Annotated in this window: 24 protein-coding genes; 9 read left to right on the top strand and 15 right to left on the bottom strand. The window is 42.0% G+C overall.

What is annotated here, in order from left to right:
• Window positions 1-45 precede the first annotated feature (45 nt).
• The 3 genes from EGM47_RS01705 to EGM47_RS01695 all read right to left on the bottom strand — a co-directional run bounded on the left by EGM47_RS01705 (window position 46) and on the right by EGM47_RS01695 (window position 4,106).
• Window positions 46-1,803, bottom strand: coding sequence for a hypothetical protein (locus tag EGM47_RS01705; protein WP_124979037.1), 1,758 nt, complete (start codon window positions 1,801-1,803; stop codon window positions 46-48).
• Between the two features lie 9 nt (window positions 1,804-1,812).
• Window positions 1,813-2,967 (bottom strand): ABC transporter ATP-binding protein, encoded by a 1,155-nt coding sequence (locus EGM47_RS01700; protein ID WP_124979036.1) that lies wholly within the window; start codon window positions 2,965-2,967, stop codon window positions 1,813-1,815.
• A gap of 296 nt (window positions 2,968-3,263) precedes the next feature.
• Window positions 3,264-4,106: a hypothetical protein gene (locus EGM47_RS01695; RefSeq protein WP_124979035.1), complete on the bottom strand. Its 843-nt coding sequence runs from the start codon at window positions 4,104-4,106 to the stop codon at window positions 3,264-3,266.
• Window positions 4,107-4,195: 89 nt separating this feature from the next.
• On the opposite strand from EGM47_RS01695, the gene EGM47_RS01690 reads away from it, so the two are divergent.
• From EGM47_RS01690 to rsmI, 4 genes are all read left to right on the top strand, one after another.
• Complete coding sequence (locus EGM47_RS01690) at window positions 4,196-4,834, top strand: thymidine kinase (protein ID WP_124979034.1); 639 nt, start codon at window positions 4,196-4,198, stop codon at window positions 4,832-4,834.
• Between the two features lie 11 nt (window positions 4,835-4,845).
• Window positions 4,846-5,955 carry an alanine racemase gene (gene alr, locus EGM47_RS01685; protein ID WP_124979033.1) on the top strand — a complete coding sequence of 370 codons (1,110 nt, stop codon included), beginning with the start codon at window positions 4,846-4,848 and terminating at the stop codon, window positions 5,953-5,955.
• Between the two features lie 134 nt (window positions 5,956-6,089).
• Window positions 6,090-6,500 (top strand): large conductance mechanosensitive channel protein MscL, encoded by a 411-nt coding sequence (mscL, locus tag EGM47_RS01680; protein WP_124979032.1) that lies wholly within the window; start codon window positions 6,090-6,092, stop codon window positions 6,498-6,500.
• A 102-nt stretch (window positions 6,501-6,602) separates the two neighbouring features.
• Window positions 6,603-7,274 (top strand): 16S rRNA (cytidine(1402)-2'-O)-methyltransferase, encoded by a 672-nt coding sequence (gene rsmI, locus EGM47_RS01675; protein WP_124979031.1) that lies wholly within the window; start codon window positions 6,603-6,605, stop codon window positions 7,272-7,274.
• 562 nt (window positions 7,275-7,836) lie between these two features.
• Here the strand turns inward: rsmI and EGM47_RS01670 are convergent.
• The 9 genes from EGM47_RS01670 to EGM47_RS01630 are packed head-to-tail and all read right to left on the bottom strand — an operon-like array spanning window position 7,837 to window position 14,538.
• The gene (locus EGM47_RS01670) at window positions 7,837-8,601 is read right to left on the bottom strand and encodes an exodeoxyribonuclease III (RefSeq protein ID WP_124979030.1); all 765 of its coding nucleotides are present in this window, start codon (window positions 8,599-8,601) and stop codon (window positions 7,837-7,839) included.
• Between the two features lie 40 nt (window positions 8,602-8,641).
• Window positions 8,642-9,733, bottom strand: a complete 1,092-nt coding sequence (locus EGM47_RS01665; RefSeq protein ID WP_124979029.1) for an isoaspartyl peptidase/L-asparaginase family protein — start codon at window positions 9,731-9,733, stop codon at window positions 8,642-8,644.
• Between the two features lie 46 nt (window positions 9,734-9,779).
• The gene (locus tag EGM47_RS01660; protein WP_124979028.1) at window positions 9,780-10,202 is read right to left on the bottom strand and encodes a peptide chain release factor-like protein; all 423 of its coding nucleotides are present in this window, start codon (window positions 10,200-10,202) and stop codon (window positions 9,780-9,782) included.
• Window positions 10,199-11,755, bottom strand: coding sequence for a DUF4301 family protein (locus EGM47_RS01655; RefSeq protein WP_124979027.1), 1,557 nt, complete (start codon window positions 11,753-11,755; stop codon window positions 10,199-10,201). The genes EGM47_RS01660 and EGM47_RS01655 overlap by 4 nt, the downstream gene beginning before the upstream one ends.
• A 5-nt stretch (window positions 11,756-11,760) precedes the next feature.
• Window positions 11,761-12,312 (bottom strand): AAA family ATPase, encoded by a 552-nt coding sequence (locus EGM47_RS01650; RefSeq protein WP_124979026.1) that lies wholly within the window; start codon window positions 12,310-12,312, stop codon window positions 11,761-11,763.
• Window positions 12,273-12,902 carry a nicotinamide riboside transporter PnuC gene (pnuC, locus tag EGM47_RS01645; RefSeq protein WP_124979025.1) on the bottom strand — a complete coding sequence of 210 codons (630 nt, stop codon included), beginning with the start codon at window positions 12,900-12,902 and terminating at the stop codon, window positions 12,273-12,275. Before pnuC ends, EGM47_RS01650 begins: the two co-directional genes overlap by 40 nt.
• Window positions 12,903-13,163 (bottom strand): hypothetical protein, encoded by a 261-nt coding sequence (locus EGM47_RS01640; RefSeq protein WP_124979024.1) that lies wholly within the window; start codon window positions 13,161-13,163, stop codon window positions 12,903-12,905.
• Window positions 13,164-13,184: 21 nt separating this feature from the next.
• Complete coding sequence (locus EGM47_RS01635) at window positions 13,185-13,916, bottom strand: geranylgeranylglyceryl/heptaprenylglyceryl phosphate synthase (protein WP_124979023.1); 732 nt, start codon at window positions 13,914-13,916, stop codon at window positions 13,185-13,187.
• Window positions 13,909-14,538 (bottom strand): 4'-phosphopantetheinyl transferase family protein, encoded by a 630-nt coding sequence (locus EGM47_RS01630; protein ID WP_124979022.1) that lies wholly within the window; start codon window positions 14,536-14,538, stop codon window positions 13,909-13,911. Before EGM47_RS01630 ends, EGM47_RS01635 begins: the two co-directional genes overlap by 8 nt.
• Before the next feature lie 116 nt (window positions 14,539-14,654).
• Between EGM47_RS01630 and ahcY the strand changes: the two genes are divergently transcribed.
• From ahcY to EGM47_RS01615, 3 genes are all read left to right on the top strand, one after another.
• A complete protein-coding gene (gene ahcY / locus EGM47_RS01625; RefSeq protein WP_124979021.1) occupies window positions 14,655-15,971 on the top strand; it encodes an adenosylhomocysteinase in 1,317 nt (438 codons plus the stop codon).
• 142 nt (window positions 15,972-16,113) lie between these two features.
• Entirely contained in the window at window positions 16,114-16,332 is a 219-nt protein-coding gene (locus EGM47_RS01620; RefSeq protein WP_124979020.1) for a hypothetical protein, read from the top strand.
• Window positions 16,333-16,456: 124 nt separating this feature from the next.
• On the top strand, window positions 16,457-16,813 hold the full coding sequence (locus EGM47_RS01615; protein WP_124979019.1) for a hypothetical protein: 357 nt from the start codon (window positions 16,457-16,459) through the stop codon (window positions 16,811-16,813).
• 267 nt (window positions 16,814-17,080) lie between these two features.
• On the opposite strand, the gene rpmA is transcribed toward EGM47_RS01615, so the two are convergent.
• The 3 genes from rpmA to EGM47_RS01600 form a co-directional block, all read right to left on the bottom strand.
• Complete coding sequence (rpmA, locus tag EGM47_RS01610) at window positions 17,081-17,344, bottom strand: 50S ribosomal protein L27 (RefSeq protein ID WP_124979018.1); 264 nt, start codon at window positions 17,342-17,344, stop codon at window positions 17,081-17,083.
• 44 nt (window positions 17,345-17,388) lie between these two features.
• A complete protein-coding gene (rplU, locus tag EGM47_RS01605) occupies window positions 17,389-18,069 on the bottom strand; it encodes a 50S ribosomal protein L21 (protein WP_124979017.1) in 681 nt (226 codons plus the stop codon).
• Window positions 18,070-18,163: 94 nt separating this feature from the next.
• Complete coding sequence (locus EGM47_RS01600; RefSeq protein WP_240642070.1) at window positions 18,164-18,637, bottom strand: DUF4199 domain-containing protein; 474 nt, start codon at window positions 18,635-18,637, stop codon at window positions 18,164-18,166.
• A 174-nt stretch (window positions 18,638-18,811) separates the two neighbouring features.
• Here EGM47_RS01600 and EGM47_RS01595 point away from each other — a divergent pair, with 174 nt between their 5' ends.
• Both EGM47_RS01595 and EGM47_RS01590 read left to right on the top strand, forming a co-directional pair.
• Window positions 18,812-20,533: an insulinase family protein gene (locus tag EGM47_RS01595; RefSeq protein ID WP_124979016.1), complete on the top strand. Its 1,722-nt coding sequence runs from the start codon at window positions 18,812-18,814 to the stop codon at window positions 20,531-20,533.
• Between the two features lie 7 nt (window positions 20,534-20,540).
• Complete coding sequence (locus EGM47_RS01590) at window positions 20,541-22,604, top strand: M16 family metallopeptidase (RefSeq protein WP_124979015.1); 2,064 nt, start codon at window positions 20,541-20,543, stop codon at window positions 22,602-22,604.
• Window positions 22,605-22,646: the final 42 nt, after the last annotated feature.

Below are 22,646 nucleotides of genomic sequence, written 5' to 3'. Positions count from 1 at the left end.
CCGAAGGGAAGCCTCATACTCATCTGCATCAATGAAATGCAAGGGTCAGCCCTCTGGCATGGCTCTCCATTGCATGATTTTCCGACAATAATAAAAAACAAACAAGAAGCCCAGAGCAAGTAGCAAATAACTCCAATATACGCCTAGAAATTCAAAGATGTTTGGACAATCAATGATCTCGTCATAAGGTTGTAATCGGTTTCGTTCTCGGCAAGCATCGTCTTGGTGCATGGAAATAATTCCCAAAATCAATACTAGATAGGGGACAAAGCCGACCAGCGAGACGTTTAGAAATATACTGCCGACAATCTTTTTGACGCGCTGGGTGGCCAGCAAGGCAATGGCAAGGATTCCTGTACCCAATAACAAAACAAAATAGGATACAAAGTATTCAATCCCTGATTGGTAAGAGATCATGAGTCCATACAAAGCAGCGATCAAGGAAATAAAAATAGCCAGTAGGCCTATACTCACAATGCTAAACAACAACGATTTCAAACTGGTGGTTCTAAAGATGAAAATCACACAAGAAATCAGGAACATGATCCAGCAATAAAAATGTATGCTGCCTTCAAAAATGTTGGTCGTTTTTATTTCATCGATATTTTTAAACGCACTCCGGAGCGACTTCGCATCCAGATAAAAGTCGGTGTTCAGCGTTTTTTCATACGCTGAATATGCAGTTTCAGCTTCATAGGTGATTTCATCCTGATCTCCAATTTCATCATCATTGATGATCAGGTGTTTCACCTCATCGGTGTCGTTACCAGCATGCATTAATATCGCCCAGTTAGTGGGATCCAGGTTGGTCTTGATTTGGAAACGTTCTGCCATGTCCAGAAACTTGGCGAATTGTTTTTCATAAGCGTCTTGATCTGCATGTTGAAGAAAAGCCTGATGCTTTTGTATTTTTTGGACACGTTGCTGGGTAAGCCATTCCTTTTGGTAAGGGTTGTTTTGATCATATTCAAAGTCCATGTCAAAATCAAGAAAACTGTAATCTTCTTTCTCCTTTTCAAAAAACTCCTCGTGATAGTTAAAATAGCTGGGGTGTGCAGTTTTAATCAAATCTGAGACATCAATCACGGAGTCTTTGAGGTAAAAAATTCTCAGGTCGTCCTTACGCTCATTAAAAACAGATTGCGCAATTGTATATTGTGATACGCTGCGACCATCTTCCACTGTAAAGCGTTTGATGCTATAGTATTGATATTCCTGTTCTTTGAATTCAAAGTAGGATTGCGAAAAGTCTATTGATGATTCTCTGGTCTCACAATACAAAGTGTCAAAAGGTGGTGGGTAAGCCAGTTGATCCAATTCGTATTTGCTAAGGTCAAATGAAAAGAACGGCGCTGTTTCATTGGCCAGCGCGATATCTGCATCAAAACTTTCATCACCATAAGCCGATATGATATAGGTTTGCAGCCCTAGGGTATAGCTGTAGTAAAAGCTAGTGGCTGCCATTAGAATCACAAAATAACAGGTAAATTGTTTAAATAATTGTACCTGTGTAAGTGGATAAAAGTTCTTAAATGCATTATTCCTGAACATGGATATTAACCAAATCACGATCAGTAATACACTGAGAATGGAGGCGACAAAAACCATCCCGTTTTTAAAATAAATGTCAATCGCTTTATAACCGTGTAAGGAAGCGGGATTCATCAACGAAACCAGTCCTATCAGGTAAAATAACAGATGTAATCCCAAAGAGATCAGCAACATCCATACGATTTTTGTGTTCCAGATCGTGGGATGTTTTTCCAACAATTTTTGGTTGAATTTGGTGATGGAATTTTTCATGGGTTGGTTTTAGGATACAAAGAATCTTCTGGTTGAACTGGAAATATTGCGCAGGTAGGTCACATCGATCTGGTGGGATCCCAAGGCTTGCATGATCTCGTGGAATGGTGTGCCTGGGGCGAAATAACAAAGAAACACACCACCGTTAAAAACCAACTTCTCAACAGGAAGAGCTTTAAAAGCCTCTTGTAAAGCTTCCCTGGACGCTGTGCTATCTATCTCTACGATCAATTGACCTTTGGCCACGGTTTCAAAGGTGGCATTGTTGTCTGTGTATTTTCCATTTTTCAGGTAAATTACTTTATCAGAGACTTTTTCCACTTCATAGAGTTGTTGCGAGCTCAAGATCAAGGCGATGGGGTTTGAAACAGAGTTGCAGATGGATGTAAGGTCTTCCAGTACAACCTGTTGTGCCAAGACATCAAGGTTAGCTAAAGGTTCATCAAGCAACATGACCTCTGGACGTCTCAACAATGTTCTGGCCAATTCAAACCTCATTTTATAGCCAGAAGAGAGTTCGCTCCATTTCAAGTGTTTGTAATTCCACAATCCCAGACGCGCGATCATCATCAGTACCCTGGTCTCGTTTTCTTTTGGAGGCAGGTTATAATTGGACAGCACAAATTTCAAGTTGTCCTTTAAACTGCCGTACCAGGTGGCGGTGCGCTGTGGGATGTAAACTAATTTGGATCTCAGGTCAAAATCTGAGGTGACCTGTGCATCAAAATGAAAATTGATGTTTCCTTGAGAAATTTCCAACTCCTTGGCCAGCATGCGCAACAAAGTGGTTTTCCCATTACCGTTTTCTCCGACCAATCCATAAACACTGCGTTTTTTGATGTCCAGGCTCATGGGTCCTAGTTGGAAGCCGCTGGAACGGTAGTTTTTGATGATATCCTCGGCAGCGATTACGGGTTGATGCACTTCTGCTTCTGTAACCTCTACTTGTTGGAGTTTGGCCAGCATATCTTTGGAACGATCAATCAATCCCTGCTCATCATTGGGATGCTGTTCCTTCCAATCGGTCAGAAAGATCATCTCCCTGTAAAGTGACATATCCTGCGTGTCCATGACGCAATCCATGAGCTTTCTATAGCCTAAAACAGTATCGCGATTGTCAAAAAAAGAGCCGACTTCATGAAGTCGTTGAAAGTATAGAGACATAGGGTTGGTTTTGGTGATTTGGGAATCTTATACGTTTATTCCGCGTTAAGTATTATTTGCTTTGCAACTACACTTTCTGTGTTGATGCAAGCGGTTCTGGCTTGAGATTCTTCCATCTTATGCAAGATGACAATAATAAAATAATGGTGAACAATGGAACGGGAATATCAATGTCCATTAGCGACAAATGTGCGCCAAGCGCCAACAGGAAATGAAATAACAATTCAGCATTGGCCAACATCATGGCACTCAGCACTCCGGTGGCGATCCAGCTATACATATTTCATGGGTCGGGATTAATAATTGCGCTCCACCAATTCCATAAAACGGCTTTCAAAGGCTTCTTTCCCTTCCCAGCCGTTATAATCCGGTTTGATCATGGTGACAATAAAGCGCTTGGCAGCGTCAAAATTGTCAATCGTATTGAGCTGAGAGATCACCCGATTATAATCCTGGTCACTTCCATTAAAAAGGTGCTTGATAAATCCTATTCTATCATTCATACCAATTTTCAGTCCTTTGTTCAGCCGGTCGTTTAGAGAGAGAGGTTTATCGTCGCTTCCAGCGTCGTTGACTTTACGCTCAAATACGGGCATGGTTTGGTAATCGGCTGTAAGCTGTTCCAGGTCAGCGCGATCTTGCTTGTTTGGGGTTGATTGGGCTTTACTAGCAGATTCACTTGAGGTGGAAACTTCTGGAATATCCAGATCGGCGCTGGTAGCCGGAACCTCGTCTGGCATTTCCTTGACCATCTTTTGAATGGTAGATATACCTGGTAATTCCATTTCTTCTCGCGTGTCCTCTTCGGCGGCAGGCATGAATAAATCGCTCAGGTTATTACTGGTAAAGGCCTGTTCAACTTCAGATTGGGCAGTATCCATCACTTCTTCCACATCTTGCGAAAGGCTTTCTACATCTTCTTGGGCGTCTTCATAAACCGCTTCTAATCGTCGCTTGATTTCAACATCACCGGCATTGGGTTGAACACCTGAAAAATGTTTTTCGGCAAAGGCCAACACGGTAAGCTTTTCGTACAGTTCCTTAGCCATGGCTTGCAATTCAGTGACATCGTCCTGTTTTTTGAATTGTAGTATGCGATGGGCGAGGCTAGTAAGGTCTGCTGCTATTTTCTTTTTCATAATGCTATAATATGCCGCTCGTTTATTTGTATTTTTGGATTTGGACCTGCGGTGGCTACCGCTGGACAATAACGCCTGTAAATTACAAAATGTTTCTAGAAAATACGGTGAATCACAAGGAGCAATTCGGCTGGATCGAGGTGATTTGTGGATCCATGTTCTCTGGAAAGACCGAGGAATTGATCAGACGACTCAAACGCGCGCAGTTTGCCCGGCAAAAAGTAGAAATCTTTAAACCGGCTATCGACGTGCGCTATGATGAAGAAATGGTGGTTTCACATGATGCCAACGAAATTCAAAGCACCCCTGTGCCTGCTGCAGCCAATATTCCGCTACTGGCCACCGACTGTGACGTGGTGGGGATCGATGAAGCCCAGTTTTTTGATGATGGGATTGTTGCGGTGTGCAATGCTCTGGCCAATCGTGGAATCAGGGTGATTGTTGCGGGATTAGATATGGATTTTAAGGGCAACCCCTTTGGTCCCATGCCTGCTTTGATGGCAACGGCAGAGTATGTTACCAAAGTACACGCCGTTTGCACACGTACTGGTAATCTAGCCCAATATTCCTATAGAAAAACACAGGATGATAAAGTTGTGATGCTGGGTGAGCAGGAAGAATACGAGCCATTGAGCCGCGCAGCTTATTACAAAGCCATGTTGTCTAACAAGGTCAGAGAAATGGAAGTCAAGGATCCAGAGCAGATCCGTGATCAGGATGCTTCCTAAAAAAATGATGCATGACGATGACTAAAGGAACACGTCTGGAGGTTGATCTTTCGGCGCTCGCACATAATTACTTCTATCTCAAGAGCAAGATTCCGAAAGATAGCTTGTTCATGTCTGTGGTCAAGGCCAATGCCTATGGTCATGGAAGTGTTCGCATCGCCCAAAAGCTGCAAGAATTGGGTACAGATTATTTTGCTACGGCTTATGTGCACGAGGCGGTAGAACTACGAGACCATGAGATCATTAAACCCATACTCGTGCTTCATCCGCAGCAGCATGAATTGGAAGAGTGTATCAAGCGCTGTATCGAACCTGTGATTTATAGTGTACCGATGTTGGAAGCTTTTTCCGCTTTCGCGAAAGCGGAAGACCAACAAAACTATCCCATTCATCTAGAATTTAATACAGGATTAAATCGGATCGGAATGGACCCAGAAGAATTGGATCAAGTCCTTAAATTTCTCAAGTCCCATCCAGAAGTCAAAGTCAAAGGGGTACAATCGCACCTGGCCGCCAGCGAAGACCTTGAAGAACGCAGCTTTACAGAAAACCAAATCAGCCTTTTCGAATCTCTTGCAAAGGCGTTGGAAAACGCGCTCGGGTATCCCATCATTAAGCATGAGTCCAATACCAGCGGAATCCTCAATTATAAAAATGCGCATTTTAATATGGTGCGGTCAGGTATTGGATTGTATGGTTTTGGCAACGATCCTGTCCACGATCAGCATTTGAAGCCCTTGGCCAGCTTAAAGTCCAATATTTCGCAAATCAGATCCATTGGAGCCGGAGCAACTGTGAGTTATAACCGACAATTTAAAGCAGAAGGTCCTATGACCTATGCTGTGGTAGCTTTGGGTCATGGAGACGGCGTCAATCGCATTTATGGTCATGGTCGTCTCCAGGTATTTGTTCAGGGAAAACCAGCACCTACACTAGGTATCATTTGTATGGATATGTTTATGATTGACATTACCGGGATCCAGGCACAGGTAGGGGAGGAAGTGGTTATTTTTGATACGAAACAGCATACCGCGCGACAAATGGCTGAGAATGCCGGGACGATTTCCTACGAATTACTTACTGGAATTCAAAAGCGTGTCCCTCGCGTGTATCTGCCATAGGGTAGATCATAGGTGTTTATAGCTGTTCGTCGATTCTTTTCTTAAAGTCACCTATTACCTACATGACTTTTATTCATTTAATCAAGAAGTCTTTTTAAATTGGGATGTTATTAACCTTTTTAAACCAAAATCAGATGCTTAAAGAATTTAGAGATTTTATCATGACGGGTAACGTCATTGATTTGGCTGTTGCAGTCATCTTGGCGGGAGCCGTGGGTGCAGTGGTCAACGGTTTTGTCAAAATGATCATGATGCCGATCGTGGGTCATTTTGCGGGCGGAGTAGACTTTGCCGACATGAAAATCGTATTGTCAGAAGCCGTGGTGGCTGCTGATGGCACTATCGAGACTCCAGAAAACGCAATCATGTATGGGGCTTGGGTCAACACCATCATTTCCTTGATTACTGTAGGCTTTGTGCTTTTTATGATTGTCAAAGCTTATAATAAAGTGAGAAAAAAAGAAGAACCTGCTCCACCTCCAGGTCCTACCAAGGAAGAGCAATTGTTGATGGAAATACGCGATGCAATCAAAGCCAAGAACTAAATTCCATTCATTTGTTATAAAAACCGCCTCATTGCAAACTGGGGCGGTTTCTTGTTTTTAGGAATTAGGAAGACTTTATCTTTGTAGTTCATTCAGATCGCTATGAAACTCTACCTCGTCCCTACACCTATCGGTAATTTATCAGATATGACCTATCGCGGTGTTCAAATCCTCAAGGAAGTGGATCTGATTTTGGCAGAAGATACACGTACTAGCGGTAAGTTGTTACAGCACTATGATATAAAAAGCCCTATGTTGTCCTACCATATGCACAACGAGCATAAAATTTCGGACTCCATAGTACAGCGCATTGCAGGAGGAGAGATCATGGCCTTGATCACAGATGCAGGATCCCCAGGAATCAGCGACCCAGGCTTTTTGCTTGCGCGAAAGTTACTCGAAGCAGGACTTCAGGTAGAAGCTTTGCCTGGTGCTACTGCCTTTGTTCCTGCCCTGACAGTCTCTGGATTGCCCAGCGATAAGTTCGTGTTTGAAGGCTTTCTACCCGTTAAAAAAGGAAGGCAAAAACGATTGGAGTTTTTAAAGGAGGAGTCCCGTACCATGGTTTTTTATGAGTCACCCCATAAACTACCCAAAACCCTGGCTGATTTTATGGCCCATTTTGGGGGAGATCGGCAGATTTCGGTTTCACGGGAAATCACCAAACTTTACGAAGAACATTTTAGAGGAAAACTGGCTGAAGCCATCCAGCATTTTGAGCAGAAAAAACCCAAGGGCGAATTTGTGATTGTACTGGAGGGGAAAAGCACTTGAGAACTGCCAGATTGCTGACTTGATTCAAGGTAACATTGTTGCATGTGATCTCACTGGTGTAGATGCCGATTAAAATTCACAGATATTGTCAGTCGATGATGGCTCAGGTCTTGGATATTTGAATGAGATAAATTGAAGCCATACCCATAAGTGATATTTATAAAGGTCGATAAACTTAAACCCAGTTCTGGAATTATCCTGGGCTGAATATTATCGTTTTGGAAATAAACTGCACCTGATAATCGTAAACTAAAAAACATCGGACAATATTCATAACCTATTTTTGGCGCTATGGTATAATTATCAACACCGATTGTAGAGGATTCGGCGCCCAGACGAAATCCTTGATAATAAATAATTGGAATTTTAGTGGGACTGTTGTTGAATGTTATCCCGTACAGTAAATTGACATCCAAGTAAAAATTTGACTGGTAGGTTATACCTGGCGAAAACACAAACCCCTTCTGATTTGGGTTGGATATATCTTGAGCTGCAGACAATAGCGGGAATAGTAGCACTGCAACCACTATTCTTGATCCGGTATGTAGGTTGCTCAGCGAACTCATTCATCAATTTCCACCATCACTGGACAATGGTCACTGTGTACGGCCTCGCTTAAAATTACAGATCTCTTTACCCGATCCTTCAAGCTATCGTTCACCATGTGATAATCTAATCTCCAGCCCTTATTTCTGGCCCTGGACCCACCACGATAACTCCACCAGGAGTACTGCTCTGGCTGATCATTGAACATTCTAAATGTATCCACAAAACCACTGTCGACAAATCGGTCCAACCATTCACGTTCCTCGGGAAGAAATCCGGATACATTTTTTAATCGCACCGGATCATGTATGTCAATGGCCTTGTGACAGATGTTATAATCACCACAAATTAGGAGATTTGGTCTTTGCTTGCGCAATTCTATAGTATACTCGAGGAACAATTCCATGTACTCAAACTTAAAACCTAATCTGGCGTCGTTAGTACCGCTGGGTAGATACATGGACATAATGGACAGATCACCATAGTCCACACGCAGATTACGTCCCTCTTGGTCCATCATTTCAATGCCAGTTCCATATTCTACATGGTCTGGCTCTGTTTTACATAGTATTGCTGTACCAGAATAGCCCTTTTTCTGAGCAGGATAATAATATTGGTACGGGTAACCGGCCTCAGTAAGTGCTTCTGTATCCACCTGATCCTCCATAGCTTTAATTTCTTGAAGGCATAGTACATCTGGACGGGCAGCTTTAAGCCAACTGATGAGGTCTTTTTTCATGGCAGCACGTATGCCATTGACATTATAGGATATGATCTTCATTTTAAATATTTTCCAGAGTTATTGATCTTCAACCTTGTTTTTATTTGTACATAGCGACTTGTAGCTCTCCTTGATCGTTCATGCTGGCCCGATACATACCTGGCGTATTGAACTCCATGCTGATATTACCTAAATGGTCCAATGCGACTACACCACCAGTACCACCCAATTGGGTGAGTTTTTGTTGAATGACGGCATCTGTCGCTTCCTTGAGGCTCATATGGCTATACTCCATCATCGCACTGATGTCATAAGCGACCTGACCGCGTATGAAGTATTCTCCATGTCCAGTGCTGGAAACTCCACAAGTTTTATTGTTGGCATAAGTACCGCTTCCGATAATAGGAGAATCACCGATGCGACCGTATTTTTTATTGGTCATACCACCAGTGCTCGTTCCAGCAGCAATATTCCCGTTTTTATCCAAGGCTACACAACCTACTGTTCCGTATTTGGTGTCTTTGATCCAAGCATCTTCAAGAATGAGTTGGGCCATTTTTTTGTCGTTTTTTTCTTCTTGGTTTTTTTCCCGGTTCAACACCCGCTGAAGAGATTGAAAACGATTTTCCGTATAGAAATACTGGTTGTCTACAATTTCGATTTGTGGGTCGTTTAGCGAACTCGCAAAGGCATCCGCTCCAGGGCCACTCAACAATACATGTTCTGAATCCGTCATCACCTTTCGCGCCAGAGATATTGGATTTTTGGTGGTGGTCACTCCTGCTACGGCTCCTGCATTCAAACTCTTACCGTCCATAAAGCTGGCATCAAGGGAATTGATCCCATCGTGGGTAAAGACCGCTCCTTTTCCTGAATTGAACAAGGGAGAATCTTCCATGATACGTATACTGGCTTCGACAGCGTCCATTGCGCTGCCACCCTGCGCCAATATCTTATGACCTGCCTGAATGGATTCTGTGAGTTTTTGCTCGTATTGTGCCTCCAACGCTGGGGTCATATTTTCTTTTTTGATGGTTCCCGCGCCACCGTGAATGACGATGGCATAGCTACTGGTGTGTTGAGGAGCTTCAGCAGCTATTGATGCTTCCAGCTGATGCGTTGTTTCAGCAGAAGGGTCGGATTTACAGGCAAGTAAAACGCCTATACAAGCGAGAGTGAAATATTTTTTCATGGAAATATGCTTATGGCTCGTTAAAAATAAGGATTAGGCGTACCAATCAATAACGATAATTTCTGTCCTGTTTTTTCTGGCTGTGCTTTTTCTTATCATTGAGGCGTTTGCGTTTGACCCAAGCTGGAGTATGTCTCTTTTTTCGTTTCTTTTTGATTTTGGCAGCATCGGATAATACCTCCAGGAGTTTTTTAAAAACCAATTCTTTGTTTTTGGCCTGACTGCGGGTTTGCTGACTGCTCAATTGCAGAAAACCGTCTTTGGTCAATTTGTGTTTTAAGGCCTGGATGATGCGTTCTCGCTCAGAGATTGTTTGCCCATTTGGCGCTTCGCTAGAAAAAGCCTGACTAGAAATAAGATCAAAATCGAGTACCACCCGGGTGGCTACTTTATTGACATGCTGCCCCCCTGGACCGCTGCTGGTGGTGGCCGTATAAGTTACTTCGCGTTCTAGTTGCTCAACATTCATTCTTCCAACTGGTGTGCGGATTTCAGTAAATCGTTGACTGTTTTAACAGGGTTAAATGTAATCAGAGGTACTTCTACAAAAACGCTGTTCCAATAAGCCATACCTCCGTTCCAAAGTCCAGGTAGTTCTTGTGCCTTTATTTCCTTACCCTTTAAAGATTTATAGGTAATAAAACCGGTATCCTCATCACAGTACTGGGCAAGATCATATTTTTTTCCTTTGTGATCTCGTACACTGCAAATCAAATCCACTGGATTAAAATGGGTGGCTTCAGAAGCGATTTTGCGTTGCCTGGGATCGTTCTTATCCATTTGTGCGCTCTCCACAATCTCAATAGAAAGATCACCGCGCTGATTACGCACCCAAAATGGTCCGCCGCCAGGCTCTCCTTCATTTTTTACCATCCCACATACACGCAAGGGACGATCCAACTGATCAAAGAGATGTTCATCCTGATATTTGGTTTTGTACTTATGATAGTCCTTGGGTAAAACCGCGGCCAATTTATCGGTTAGGAATGTTTCTATTTCCTCTCTTTTTTCATCTGTGATTGCGCCTTCTTCCAATGCTCTCAAATACCTATAAACCTGATTTCTCAAATGCAGCAGGTAGCCTGCCAATAGCTTTTTGAAGTAAGAGGTTTCTTCTTTGAGACTGGAGATGGTCACATTATCGATATTTTTGATAAAAATCACGTCCGCATCTAACGCATTGAGGTTGTTCAATAAGGCACCGTGACCTGCGGGCCTGAAAAATAACTTACCGTCATCCAGTACTACAGGCTGGTCTTCCATATCCACAGCGACGGTATCAGTGTCTGGCGATTGATAAGAAAAATCAATATCAAAACGTGTATGGGTCTTATTTTCTACCATGTGCTGGATGCGCTCAAATTCGGTAGTAAAATGATCTTTAAATGCAGGAGCAATGGTAAAATGTAAGCGCGCAAGTCCATCACTACTGGCATAAATGGAGGCTTCAAACAAATGTTCTTCAAAAGCTGTAGCACTCTGATTTTTATAGCGATGGAAAGGTACAAGACCTTTGGGCATCGCCGCAAAATTAAAGCCGGAGGGCATCAATACCTCTCGCACAAATATGGATTCCTTTTCAGTCTTGCTTTTGGACGACCAATCCGGATGTTTTTTCTTGACTGAAGCAATGACTTCTGGATAAAACGGAAGGTCCCTGCGGCCCACCAAAAAAGTAAAAAGATCAGTTGCCTTATTGTTGTTGATATAGCTATTGATACTTTCTTCCTGCGGATTAAAATTATTGAGAAATTGGTGCAGAAACTTAAACATTCTTGTCGCAGCACCACTTGCTGGCACAAATTTGATGATGTCCAGATCCTTCCGCTGTTGATCGTAATCTGAAATCAATTGGTCAGCATTCAGCTGCTCAATGGGTACGATCCCATCATTAAGTACCGCCGCACGATTCAGCGTCACCCCTGGAAAACCATGTTGGAATCTATACAATTGCTTTTCCAAGGTTTGTTGGGAGATCCCCTTTTCGCGCAATTGTTTTTCTTGTATATCGGTTAGTGTCATGAAGATTATAATTTGTTGATCGCTTCCACAGCCTGTTCCAATCGCTGGTCCCCACTACCGCTGATTTTACAGTAGTTTTTTCCAAATTGTTGTAGCGCTTGCTCAAAAGCCTGGAGCATTTGTTGGCGTTCACCAGGCTTGTCTCTCAGGTCATCTTTTACCCATGGAATATCAATGTCCATCAGTAAATATAAGTCATAGCTGCTGTTTTGGACAGCCTTTTTAAGTTCTTTAGGAGCTTTATTAAAGTAAGCCATGGCATAAACAAAAGTTTCCAAAGCGTCCGTGTCACAAAATAAATGAAGTCCTGCTCGGGCGGCAGCTTGGTTTTCGGCTATACGTTGTCCGTAAGCAATAGGTAGCAAGTCTTCATACGTGCAGATGTGCCCATCCTGATCAAACTTTTTCTGCAGATAAGAGCGAGCAAATTCTGGTACCCAGGTGGACTGATAGTGATCGGCCAGCTTTCGCGAAAGCGTACTCTTACCAGTACTCTCAGGTCCAAACAGAACGATCCTTAAACCGTCAAACGGGATTTGTGGAGGTATTTTTTCCATTCCAAGAACCCGAATATCGCAACAATTGCTAAAACCACATAAAGAATTGCGCTAAATCCGTAACCTTTGTACCAATATAAGGGAATCGAAATCAGATTTCCAAGTGCCAATACCAGCCAGTGTTCCCATTTCCTCCGGGCCATTAACCACATTCCGGCAAAAAATATTCCGGTGGTCAACATATCTACAAAAGAAATCCAACTTTCCAGCCGATCAGTAAGCGTATATAGTACATACACACCAAGACCACCGGCAAGTAGAATACCTGTAGAGATGAACCATTCTTCAGCGGTAGTGCGGGTCACCTTTTTCTCTTGATCATTTCTCCCGCCAAAACGCCAAATATACCAACCGTACACACTCATGATAAAATAGTAGCCATTGATGCTCATATCTCCTAACAAATTCCAATGGTAAAGCAGGTATACGTAGATAAGTGTACTGATGATGCCAAATGGAAATACCACTACGCTATTGCGAAAAGAAAAATACACGCTGATTAAACTGGCAATAATTGCTGTGATCTCCAGGCCGATATCTAGGTTACTGTACTCCTGGTACTGACCAAAAATGGCTTCTAACAGTTCCATCTAGAAAAAGGGCTCGTAATCACTTCGATTGCTTTTGACCATTTTCATATAGATCAAAACTGCATTTTGCTTTTTCATGCTTTCACCGATCGCTTCAGTGAGAAATGCCATGAGGGGTTGATAGGGCCCGAAAACCTGAGTGGACAGCGGATTTTCCAACACTGTAAATCCTGAGGCACGCAGGGTTTTGATAAAGTCTATGATATGAGATTCATAGTTGTCATCAAGAGGTGACATTGTAAGCTCGACAGAAACTTCCATAATCTTATTTTACAGGCAAACTTAACCTTTCCAATGCACATTCTGCTCAATCGCTGTCCCTACAACTAGCATACTGGCACCAGCTTGATAGGCTTTTTCCATCTGGTCGAGCTTTCTTAATCCCCCGCCTACAATTAAGGGGACACGCAATGATGCGGATACCTTTCTGATAATCTCTGTAGACACTGCTTGAATGGCCCCACTCCCAGCTTCTAGATAGACCAATCGATTGCCCATGAGTTGGCCAGCAAAAGCCGTGTCGCAAATACTTTCTATTGCGGTCTGAGCCATAGGCTTAGTTTTGGAAACCCTTTCTACGGCTGTTTCCTTGCCGCCATCAACCAACAAATAGGCTGTTGGAATAATTTCCAGACTGGAATTGTATAATTTTTTGGCGGCTTCAATTTGCTGGGCTATCAAGTATTCTGGATTGCGCCCAGAGATCAGTTGTAAAAACATCAAGCCATCAGCGGCTTCCGTGATTTGATGGTGGTGTCCTGGAAACAAAAGGATAGGCAGGTGAACTTGATTTTTTAATTCGCTCACCCAGGCTCCCAGGTTCATTTCCGGTAAAGTGCTTCCGCCTACCAAAAAGATGAGTTGGTCAATTTGAAGCTGTGACTGAATATTTTTGATATTCGGTAATATCGCTTTCGCGAAAGCGGGCAAATCATTCAACTCGAGCTTTTCTGGATCCAATAAAATACCCAGGCTTCTCTGCGACGCGTTGATGTTTTGAAGAATTTCAGACATCAGGTAATATATAGACCAAAACAAAATCTTCTACTGCCTGAAAAAAAACCTCATATGAGAAATGTTGTTGATGGTAATGAATACTGGAAATTGTGGTCTCTTCTCGCATGTCAAAAGATTCTACATGGCAATGGTCTTTGAATCCCAGGCCTTTTTGGCCATATAGTTTGTACATAGATTCCTTGGCGCCCCAAACCACCGTCAATTCAGGAATTGGATTTTCCAGACTTTCGACAAATTCGGTTTCATATCCGATAAACTTTGGTGCGATGCGCGTTATTTTTTCCCTTTGTTTTTCAATATCGATGCCGATGGGCGCATCGCTGATAGCGATAGCGGTGAAATGGAAGCTATGGGTGATGGAAATGTAACGATCAGTGTTCAGATGAGGTTTACCATCATCGGTATAATGCAGGTCCAAATCTGTATAACCTGCCGCAATCAATAAATGCCTGATGCTTAAAAATCCGCGTCGATGTAGCTCTGAACTCATCATAGACAGGCGATTTAGCGAATTGTTGGACAGCTCAATACCATGTCGCAGGGCCGCCTCTGTCTCGGTAACTTTCCAGACCAGCACCTGTGTATTTTCCCTGTTGTTAATGGATTGGTAAAGCGGCATATAAATCGATAAGAATTTCGTAAGTTTGCGCCCGCAATTTAACAAATAAATAAGGCATTTAAATTGTTGAAAGTTAACGCACTTGACAAAGTATTTGCCTACAATGCACAAGCTATATGAGTACAGAAACTATTCCCTACGTTCCATACAAAGTAAAAGACATCTCTTTGGCCGATTATGGCCGATTGGAAATTGAACTAGCCGAGGCAGAAATGCCAGGATTGATGGCGCTGAGGGAAGAATATAAAGATGAACAGCCCTTAAAAGGTGCGCGTATCGCAGGTTGTTTGCACATGACCATCCAGACGGCAGTTTTAATCGAGACTTTAGTTGCACTGGGTGCTGATGTAACCTGGTCCTCCTGTAATATTTTTTCTACCCAAGATCACGCTGCTGCAGCCATCGCTGCTGCCGGTATTCCTGTATATGCCTGGAAGGGGATGAATGAAGAGGAGTTTAACTGGTGTATCGAGCAAACTCTGTTTTTTGGTGAGGACAGACAACCCTTGAACATGATATTAGATGATGGTGGTGATTTAACCAATATGGTGTTTGATCAATATCCAGAATTGGCCAAAGGTATTAAAGGGCTTTCTGAAGAAACGACTACCGGAGTTCACCGTTTGTATGAGCGAATGAAAAACGGAACTTTGGTCATGCCAGCCATCAATGTGAATGATTCAGTAACCAAATCAAAGTTTGACAATAAATACGGTTGTAGAGAAAGCGCGGTAGATGCCGTACGTCGTGCTACCGATACCATGCTAGCTGGAAAGCGTGTGGTGGTTTGTGGATATGGTGATGTAGGTAAAGGTACTGCAGCTTCTTTTAGAGGTGCTGGCTCTATTGTTACTGTGACTGAGATAGACCCTATCTGTGCGCTACAAGCAGCCATGGACGGTTTTGAAGTAAAACGATTAGAATCTGTGGTTGGAAAAGCTGACGTCGTAATTACCACCACAGGAAACAAAGATATTATCCGTGGAGAGCACTTTAAGGCCATGCGTGATAAAGTAATTGTTTGTAATATCGGACATTTTGATAATGAGATCGATGTGGCCTTTTTGAATGAAAATTATGGCAACACCAAAGTAGAAATCAAGCCACAGGTGGATAAGTATACCATCGACGGAAAGGACATCATTTTGTTGGCTGAAGGGCGATTGGTCAATTTAGGTTGTGCGACTGGCCACCCTAGTTTTGTGATGAGTAATTCCTTTACCAACCAAACTTTGGCACAGATCGAATTGTGGAATCATTCAGATCGTTATAAAAACGAGGTATATATGCTTCCTAAGCATTTGGACGAGAAGGTTGCTGCGTTGCACTTGGAGCGTATTGGCGCTGAATTGACCGAGTTAAAACAAGATCAAGCCGAGTATATTGGGGTTGAGGTACAAGGTCCTTTTAAACCTGAATATTACAGGTACTAAGGATTTATTAAAATAAATACCGAATTGTTAGGTTATATCAAAAAATAGACTAACTTTTCAATTGTTAATTGAATGTTGCGCTTTGACATGGTTTTCAGTTAAAATCTTGAATGCTAAAAAAGCGATTTGAAATTTTTAATTTATGGATATAGTAAAAGATGCAAACGATTGGCTCAATGAGTCGATGAGTAATATGTCAACCAGTGATCGGGTTCATGCGTCCAGAAGGGCAAAAGAATTGATTCTCGGTATTAATGAGCACTACAAAGAATCCAAGGATGAAGAATTAATGGATCTGATGAAATTGCTTACAGCTAAGAAGCAAAAAGTAGAAAAGCGATTAAAAGGAATTAGGGTGTAATTAACTCTTCTCCCATATATTAAAACTGGCCTCATCAAATGGAGCCAGTTTTTTTTTGCCTTCTTGGGTAGTGATTAAAAAGAATAAAGAAGTTTTATCTTCGTTATATCAAATAATCCATGATATGAAGCACTACGGGCCGTTTTTAATACTTTTTTTTCTGTTAGTTTCTTGTGGAACTGATTACTCCCGCCGAGAGGTACAAACAGCTCATTTGAGTGGCTTTATTGAGGGAGGACATCCCACTGGCGTTTATGGGCAGGCAGGTTTAAAAATCACAGGAGATTCTATACAAATGACGGATTGGCCTATTTCTCGCTTGGTGAATAGCCTAAACAAGTTAAGAGATACCACGTTGGTGGATCAAACCGGTATGATGGAGGTCTATAATATAGAGATCGCTAACATCGGCGAATTGGAAGAAGGAGCGTTTTGTGATTCCCTCATCGTAGAATTAGGTAGGGCAGGATTGGCGCAATAAGTTATTTAATAGCATTCAAATGCTATCCGAATATATGAGCATGCATTATTGTATTGATCCGCTCAGATTTCAAATCTACGTCTTGTATAAGCTTGGTGGCATCCTAAGGCACCCTATTTAAGAACTTCCATTTCCCTGATGATCATCGCCGGATCAATTCAGTTGCTTGGATTGTAGATGAAGGACCTATAAACCAGTATTTTCCTAAAGAAAAAAACCCAAACCTCTTAAGAGATTTGGGTTTTAAATTGATTAAACAACTAATTCCTATGCTTCAGCAGCGGGAATAATGGACACGTATGATCTGTTGTTTCTTTTCTTAGTAAATTGAACGGTTCCATCTACCTTGGCGTGCAGGGTATAATCTTTACCTGCATACACATTTTCACCTGGGTGATGCTCCATACCACGCTGGCGGATAATGATATTTCCAGCTACCGCAGCCTGGCCACCAAAGATCTTGACACCTAAGCGTTTCGATTCTGATTCTCTTCCGTTTTTAGAACTACCTACTCCTTTTTTATGAGCCATGATAATTTATTTTGCGTCCCAAGCTATCTTGGGAATGGTTATACTTATTTTTCTACTCCGCCGTCTAAACGGTCCTGAAGTTCTTTTAACTCATCCCACTTACCATCAGCAGCAAGTTGAGCTTGTTTTGGCCAGGTATCTGGAACATGATTACCTCTTACGTCAGCAATGATTTCAGAGATTTTTGCTGGATCAGATTGAGCTAGATCAGCAAAAGTCACAATACCTGCTTCATTTAAGGTAGAAGCGATTTTTGGACCGACACCCTCTATCTTTTTCAAGTCATCTGCCTTTCCAGAAGATTTGGATTTCTTGGCCGGCGCTGCTTCAGATTTGGCGGGTTTGGTTTCTTTTTTAGCCTTCTCTTCCTTTTTAGGAGCTTCTTTTTTGGCGGCAGCTTTTTTCTTACCACCGGAAGCAGAGATGCTTGAAATTTGGATTTCGGTCAAATATTGACGGTGTCCATTTTTCTTACGGAATCCTTTTCTGCGTTTCTTCTTAAAAACGATTACTTTGTCACCTTTCAAGTGACCCAGAACTTTTGCTTCAGCAAATGCTCCTTCTACAGCTGGGGCGCCGAGGGTGATGTCGTCACCATTACCCAATAGAAGAACTTTGTCGATGTTGATCGACGCACCTTCATCTTCTGGGAGACGGTTAACAAACAACTTCTGATCCTTCTCGATCTTGAATTGTTGCCCTGCTATCTCTACGATTGCGTACATATACTTTGATTAGAGTTATTAAATTCGGGCTGCAAATATAGTTCTATTCCCCAAATTACCAAAGTTATCAACAACTAAAAGAAGAAAAGTGAATTTATTGATTTAGAGGCTTTTGTTTAACGCGAACTTCCCTGGTGTTCCAAGACCTCTTGTAAAGAGGAAGTATGACCAATGGGACCACAACGGTGGTAGCGAGACCGCTAAGAAAAATAAATAGCAACATGGCAACTTCAATACCCTCACCAGCAATAGTAACTTGCCTTTCAATGGCTTCAGCCAAGTCGGGATTGATCTCGTACAAATAGATCGCCATGAAAATAGTATAGATGACGGTGGCTACAAATCCTGCCTTTAGTCCGGCAATAAATCCATCCATGTATTTAAATTGATCACGCTCGTATTCATACACATCACGGATGACAAAAAATAATCCTACACCAACAATCACCGCATTGAAAAAACTGAGGTAAATACGATCGGCAAAACCTACAAGGTCTATAGCTACAAAATAGACAATTAAGGCAATGGCGATGTAAATAGCATATTTTGTAGTGTGTAAAGTTTTCATAATGATTGGAATTTCTTTAAAATTCGCTATTTCTGTCCTCCCTGCCTAGAACTTTGAAGTTACTTTAACGCTATTTCGCCTCTGAGAATTTATTTTTGTGAAGTCTTTACATTTTATGTAACATTTCATAAAGACAAGACACCAATCAAAAAAGAACCTTTTAAAATTAATCTGATGAAAAAAATTGTTTTAAGCCTGGCTTTGGTCGTAACCACAGCACTAGGCTTTTCCCAGGAGGTGGCCTTTACCGAGTATGACTTGGATAACGGTCTTCATGTGATCCTCCATCAAGAAAATGCTGCACCTGTCGTGACCGTAGGAGTCATGTACCAAGTAGGTGCCAAAGATGAGGAACCAGGAAGAACTGGTTTTGCCCACTTCTTTGAACACCTTTTGTTTGAAGGAACTGAAAATATTGAAAGAGGAAAATGGTTCGATATTGTTTCTGCCAATGGTGGAAGTAACAATGCAAACACCACGCAAGACCGTACGTATTATTACGAGACTTTTCCTTCTAATAACCTGGAATTGGGGTTATGGATGGAGAGCGAACGTATGATGCACCCTAAAATCGAGCAGGTCGGTGTGGACACCCAGAACGAAGTGGTCAAGGAAGAAAAACGTCAACGCATTGACAATGCTCCTTATGGTGCCATTATTTATCGTACTGGTATTGACAAACACCTTTTCAAAAAGCACCCTTACGGTCAAAGCGTTATTGGATCCATGGAAGATTTGAATGCGGCTCAACTGTCTGAATTCCGTTCTTTTAATGACAAATATTACAATCCTAACAATGCTACCCTGGTAGTTGCTGGAGATATAGATATGGACAAGACCAAGAAAATGATCGAAGATTATTTTGGTCCTATTGAAAATAAGGCTCCTAGAAACAATCGTCAGGTAATCAAAGAAGATCCGATTACGGAAACCCGATATGCTACTGAATATGATGCCAATATTCAGATTCCTGCTAAAATATTCTCTTACATAACCCCTAAGTCTGTAGATCGCGATGCCTATGTGCTGGATTATATTTCCTCGGTTTTAACTGGTGGTAACAGTTCCAGAATGCAGAAGCGCATGGTGGAAGAGGAGCAAATTGCTTTACAGGTATTGGCTTTCAACCAAGCCAATCAGGATTATGGTACCTATACCATGGGAGCTTTGGCCAAAGGAGATGTGAGCCTGGATAAACTTGCCGAGGTGATGGATGAGGAAATTGTGAAGCTCCAAACAGAATTGATTTCAGAACGAGAGTACCAAAAACTTCAAAATCAGTTTGAAGCAAGGTATGTAAGTTCAAATTCAAGAGTTCAAGGTATTGCCAGTTCTTTGGCCACCTATAATATGTTGATGGGAGATACTGATTTGATCAATAAAGAATTGGATATCTATAGAGATATAACGCGTGAGGATATCAAGCGAGTGGCCAACCAATACTTGAAGCCCAACCAAAGGCTCGAATTGGATTACCTCGCTGGAAGCGCTCCAGAAGCTGGAACTCCTGAGGCTATGCAGGATGAACTCGAGATCGTGGATAACAAGATCCAGATCAGAAAAATTTATTTTGAAAACGACAAGGCAGAAATCACTGAAACGGCCGGTAGAGAATTGACCCGTATTGCTGATCTGATGATAAAAAATACTTCCATGGAAATCCTGGCTGAGACCTATACGGATGAAAGAGGAAGTGATGCCTACAACAAAAATCTTTCGCAACTAAGGTCCAATGCGGTTAAAGCCTATATCGTAGCCAAAGGAGTAGATGCCAACAGAATCAAGGCCGTAGGCCGTGGAGAAGAAAACCCAGTTGTGGACTGTTCCAACAAGGAGTGTTCAGAAGAAGAATACGAGCAGTCCAGAAGAACGGAATTCACCATCACAAAAAAATAAGACTGACATGAAAAAACAATTGATATATATAATGGCTTTCTTGCTCACTGGAGCGATGGCCACGGCTCAGATCGACAGATCCAAAATGCCAACCTCTGGTCCGACACCAGAAATCAACCTAGGTAAGCCCTATGATTTTGAATTGAAAAACGGATTGAAGGTTTTGGTCGTAACAGATAAAAAACTTCCTACCTTTTCCATGAGTCTGGATTTGAATAATCCACCAATCTTTGAAGGAGACAAAGCTGGCGTACAATCCCTTACTGGATCCATTATGGGTAAAGGTTCCACTAAAACTCCAAAGGAAGAATTTAATGAGAATGTTGACTTTTTAGGGGCCAACATTTTTGTAAGTACCTCTGGAGGATATGCCGGTGGACTTTCTAAATACAAAGAGCAGATTTTTGATCTTTTTGCCGAGGCGGCTTTCCACCCGAATTTTACCGAAAAGGAACTGGAATTTGAAAAGTCCCAACTGATAGAAGGAATCAAATCTGGTGAGAACAGTGCCGCTGCGATTGCAGGAAAGGTGAGAAGTGCGCTAGTGTACGGTAAAGATCACCCTGCCGGTGAGTTTGCTACTGAAGAAACCATCAACAACGTTAGCCTGGCTGATGTTGAGCAGTTTTACAATCAGTACTTCCAGCCCTCAAGAGGTTACCTTTTGATCAGTGGTGATATCGAAAAAAAGGAAGCCAAAAAATTGGTAAAAAAACATTTTGGCGACTGGAAAGAAGGAATGGCGCCAAAAGCTAGTATGCCAACCTTGAGCGACGTTTCTGAGACCCAGATTAATTTGATCGACGTTCCAAACGCTGTTCAAACTGAACTGGCTGTTATGAGCTTGTCCGACTTAAAGATGAGTGACCCAGACTACCATGCAGCGTTAGTAACTAACTATGTATTTGGTGGGAGTTTCGGTTCTTATTTGAACATGAATTTACGTGAGGAAAACGGCTATACTTACGGTGCCAGGTCTTCAATAGGTGCAGGTCGTAATTATAAAAGTACCTTTCGCGCTACCGCCAAGGTACGTAATGAAGTGACCGACAGTGCTGTAGTAGAAACCTTTAAGGAAATTGAAAGAATTCGCAATGAATATGTAGATGATGAGATGCTCGCTACTGCGAAAGCAAAATTCTTGGGTAACTTTATCATGCAGTCTGAAGATAAATCAACGGTCGCTGATCGTGCCATTAATATCCAGAAGAATGATTTAGATGAAGATTTCTACAAAGACTTTATCGCCAATATCAACAAGGTAACCAAAGAAGACGTGAAAAGGGTAGCCAACAAATACCTGAATCCAGATCAACTGCGTATTGTACTTGTAGGAAAAGCAGGAGATATTCTTGAGCCATTGGAAAAAATGAAAATCAATGGTAAAACAGTACCCATCAAATTTTACGACAAAGACGCTAATGAAACAGAACGTCCATCCACCATTGAGATTCCGGCTGGATTGACAGCAGAAACTGTACTTGACAATTATATCAAAGCCATTGGTGGTGAGGAAGCAGTTAAAAATTTGAATTCAACTTCTTACTTTGCTGTGTATACTGCACCGATGGGTGAGTTGGTTCTCGATGTAAAAAGAGCCAAGGGCGATAAATGGGTACAGACGGTTAAAATGGGTGGAAACACTGTTGCCAAACAAGTCTATGCCGATGGAAAAGGTAAAATGAGTGGTATGGGTGGTAGCCAAGAGTTGACCGGAGACGATTTGGCCTCGGTGCAAGATGAAGCCATGTTCTTTCCAGAACTTTATAATCCGTCAAAAGCAGAATTGGCTGGAGCTGAAATGATGGGTGATAACCAAGTTTATGTGATCAAATGGTCGGATGACAAAAAAACCTTTTATGATGTAAACACTGGTTTGTTGGTAGCACAAGAAACTAAAGGTGAGGCACAAGGTCAAACAGTGACTAACTTGATTAAGTTCAGCGATTATGAGGAAACATCAGGCGTGAAATTCCCGATGACTATTACCCAGCAAATGATGGGGCGTGACTTGAATTTTGAAGTCAAAAAGGTAGAAGTCAACACGGTCAATGACGCTGATTTTAATTAATCAAAGAATCTGATGTGCTAGGTTATTAAAACCCTAGAAAAT

It is taken from the genome of Nonlabens xiamenensis, from assembly GCF_003865345.1.
Classification (GTDB): domain Bacteria; phylum Bacteroidota; class Bacteroidia; order Flavobacteriales; family Flavobacteriaceae; genus Nonlabens; species Nonlabens xiamenensis.
This window is presented reverse-complemented; position numbering and strand designations above follow the sequence as displayed.

Excerpts from the sequence above, each read along its gene's own strand:
- EGM47_RS01700 (WP_124979036.1), bottom strand. The coding sequence starts at position 2,967 with ATGTCTCTATACTTTCAACGACTTCATGAAGTCGGCTCTTTTTTTGAC.
- ahcY (WP_124979021.1), top strand. The coding sequence starts at position 14,655 with ATGAGTACAGAAACTATTCCCTACGTTCCATACAAAGTAAAAGACATC.
- EGM47_RS01640 (WP_124979024.1), bottom strand. The coding sequence starts at position 13,163 with ATGGAAGTTTCTGTCGAGCTTACAATGTCACCTCTTGATGACAACTAT.
- rplU (WP_124979017.1), bottom strand. The coding sequence starts at position 18,069 with ATGTACGCAATCGTAGAGATAGCAGGGCAACAATTCAAGATCGAGAAG.
- mscL (WP_124979032.1), top strand. The coding sequence starts at position 6,090 with ATGCTTAAAGAATTTAGAGATTTTATCATGACGGGTAACGTCATTGAT.
- EGM47_RS01665 (WP_124979029.1), bottom strand. The coding sequence starts at position 9,733 with ATGAAAAAATATTTCACTCTCGCTTGTATAGGCGTTTTACTTGCCTGT.
- EGM47_RS01620 (WP_124979020.1), top strand. The coding sequence starts at position 16,114 with ATGGATATAGTAAAAGATGCAAACGATTGGCTCAATGAGTCGATGAGT.
- EGM47_RS01660 (WP_124979028.1), bottom strand. The coding sequence starts at position 10,202 with ATGAATGTTGAGCAACTAGAACGCGAAGTAACTTATACGGCCACCACC.
- EGM47_RS01670 (WP_124979030.1), bottom strand. The coding sequence starts at position 8,601 with ATGAAGATCATATCCTATAATGTCAATGGCATACGTGCTGCCATGAAA.
- EGM47_RS01705 (WP_124979037.1), bottom strand. The coding sequence starts at position 1,803 with ATGAAAAATTCCATCACCAAATTCAACCAAAAATTGTTGGAAAAACAT.
- rsmI (WP_124979031.1), top strand. The coding sequence starts at position 6,603 with ATGAAACTCTACCTCGTCCCTACACCTATCGGTAATTTATCAGATATG.
- EGM47_RS01695 (WP_124979035.1), bottom strand. The coding sequence starts at position 4,106 with ATGAAAAAGAAAATAGCAGCAGACCTTACTAGCCTCGCCCATCGCATA.
- alr (WP_124979033.1), top strand. The coding sequence starts at position 4,846 with ATGACGATGACTAAAGGAACACGTCTGGAGGTTGATCTTTCGGCGCTC.
- EGM47_RS01615 (WP_124979019.1), top strand. The coding sequence starts at position 16,457 with ATGAAGCACTACGGGCCGTTTTTAATACTTTTTTTTCTGTTAGTTTCT.
- EGM47_RS01590 (WP_124979015.1), top strand. The coding sequence starts at position 20,541 with ATGAAAAAACAATTGATATATATAATGGCTTTCTTGCTCACTGGAGCG.
- EGM47_RS01690 (WP_124979034.1), top strand. The coding sequence starts at position 4,196 with ATGTTTCTAGAAAATACGGTGAATCACAAGGAGCAATTCGGCTGGATC.
- EGM47_RS01650 (WP_124979026.1), bottom strand. The coding sequence starts at position 12,312 with ATGGAAAAAATACCTCCACAAATCCCGTTTGACGGTTTAAGGATCGTT.
- EGM47_RS01635 (WP_124979023.1), bottom strand. The coding sequence starts at position 13,916 with ATGTCTGAAATTCTTCAAAACATCAACGCGTCGCAGAGAAGCCTGGGT.
- EGM47_RS01655 (WP_124979027.1), bottom strand. The coding sequence starts at position 11,755 with ATGACACTAACCGATATACAAGAAAAACAATTGCGCGAAAAGGGGATC.
- EGM47_RS01600 (WP_240642070.1), bottom strand. The coding sequence starts at position 18,637 with ATGAAAACTTTACACACTACAAAATATGCTATTTACATCGCCATTGCC.
- rpmA (WP_124979018.1), bottom strand. The coding sequence starts at position 17,344 with ATGGCTCATAAAAAAGGAGTAGGTAGTTCTAAAAACGGAAGAGAATCA.
- EGM47_RS01630 (WP_124979022.1), bottom strand. The coding sequence starts at position 14,538 with ATGCCGCTTTACCAATCCATTAACAACAGGGAAAATACACAGGTGCTG.
- pnuC (WP_124979025.1), bottom strand. The coding sequence starts at position 12,902 with ATGGAACTGTTAGAAGCCATTTTTGGTCAGTACCAGGAGTACAGTAAC.
- EGM47_RS01595 (WP_124979016.1), top strand. The coding sequence starts at position 18,812 with ATGAAAAAAATTGTTTTAAGCCTGGCTTTGGTCGTAACCACAGCACTA.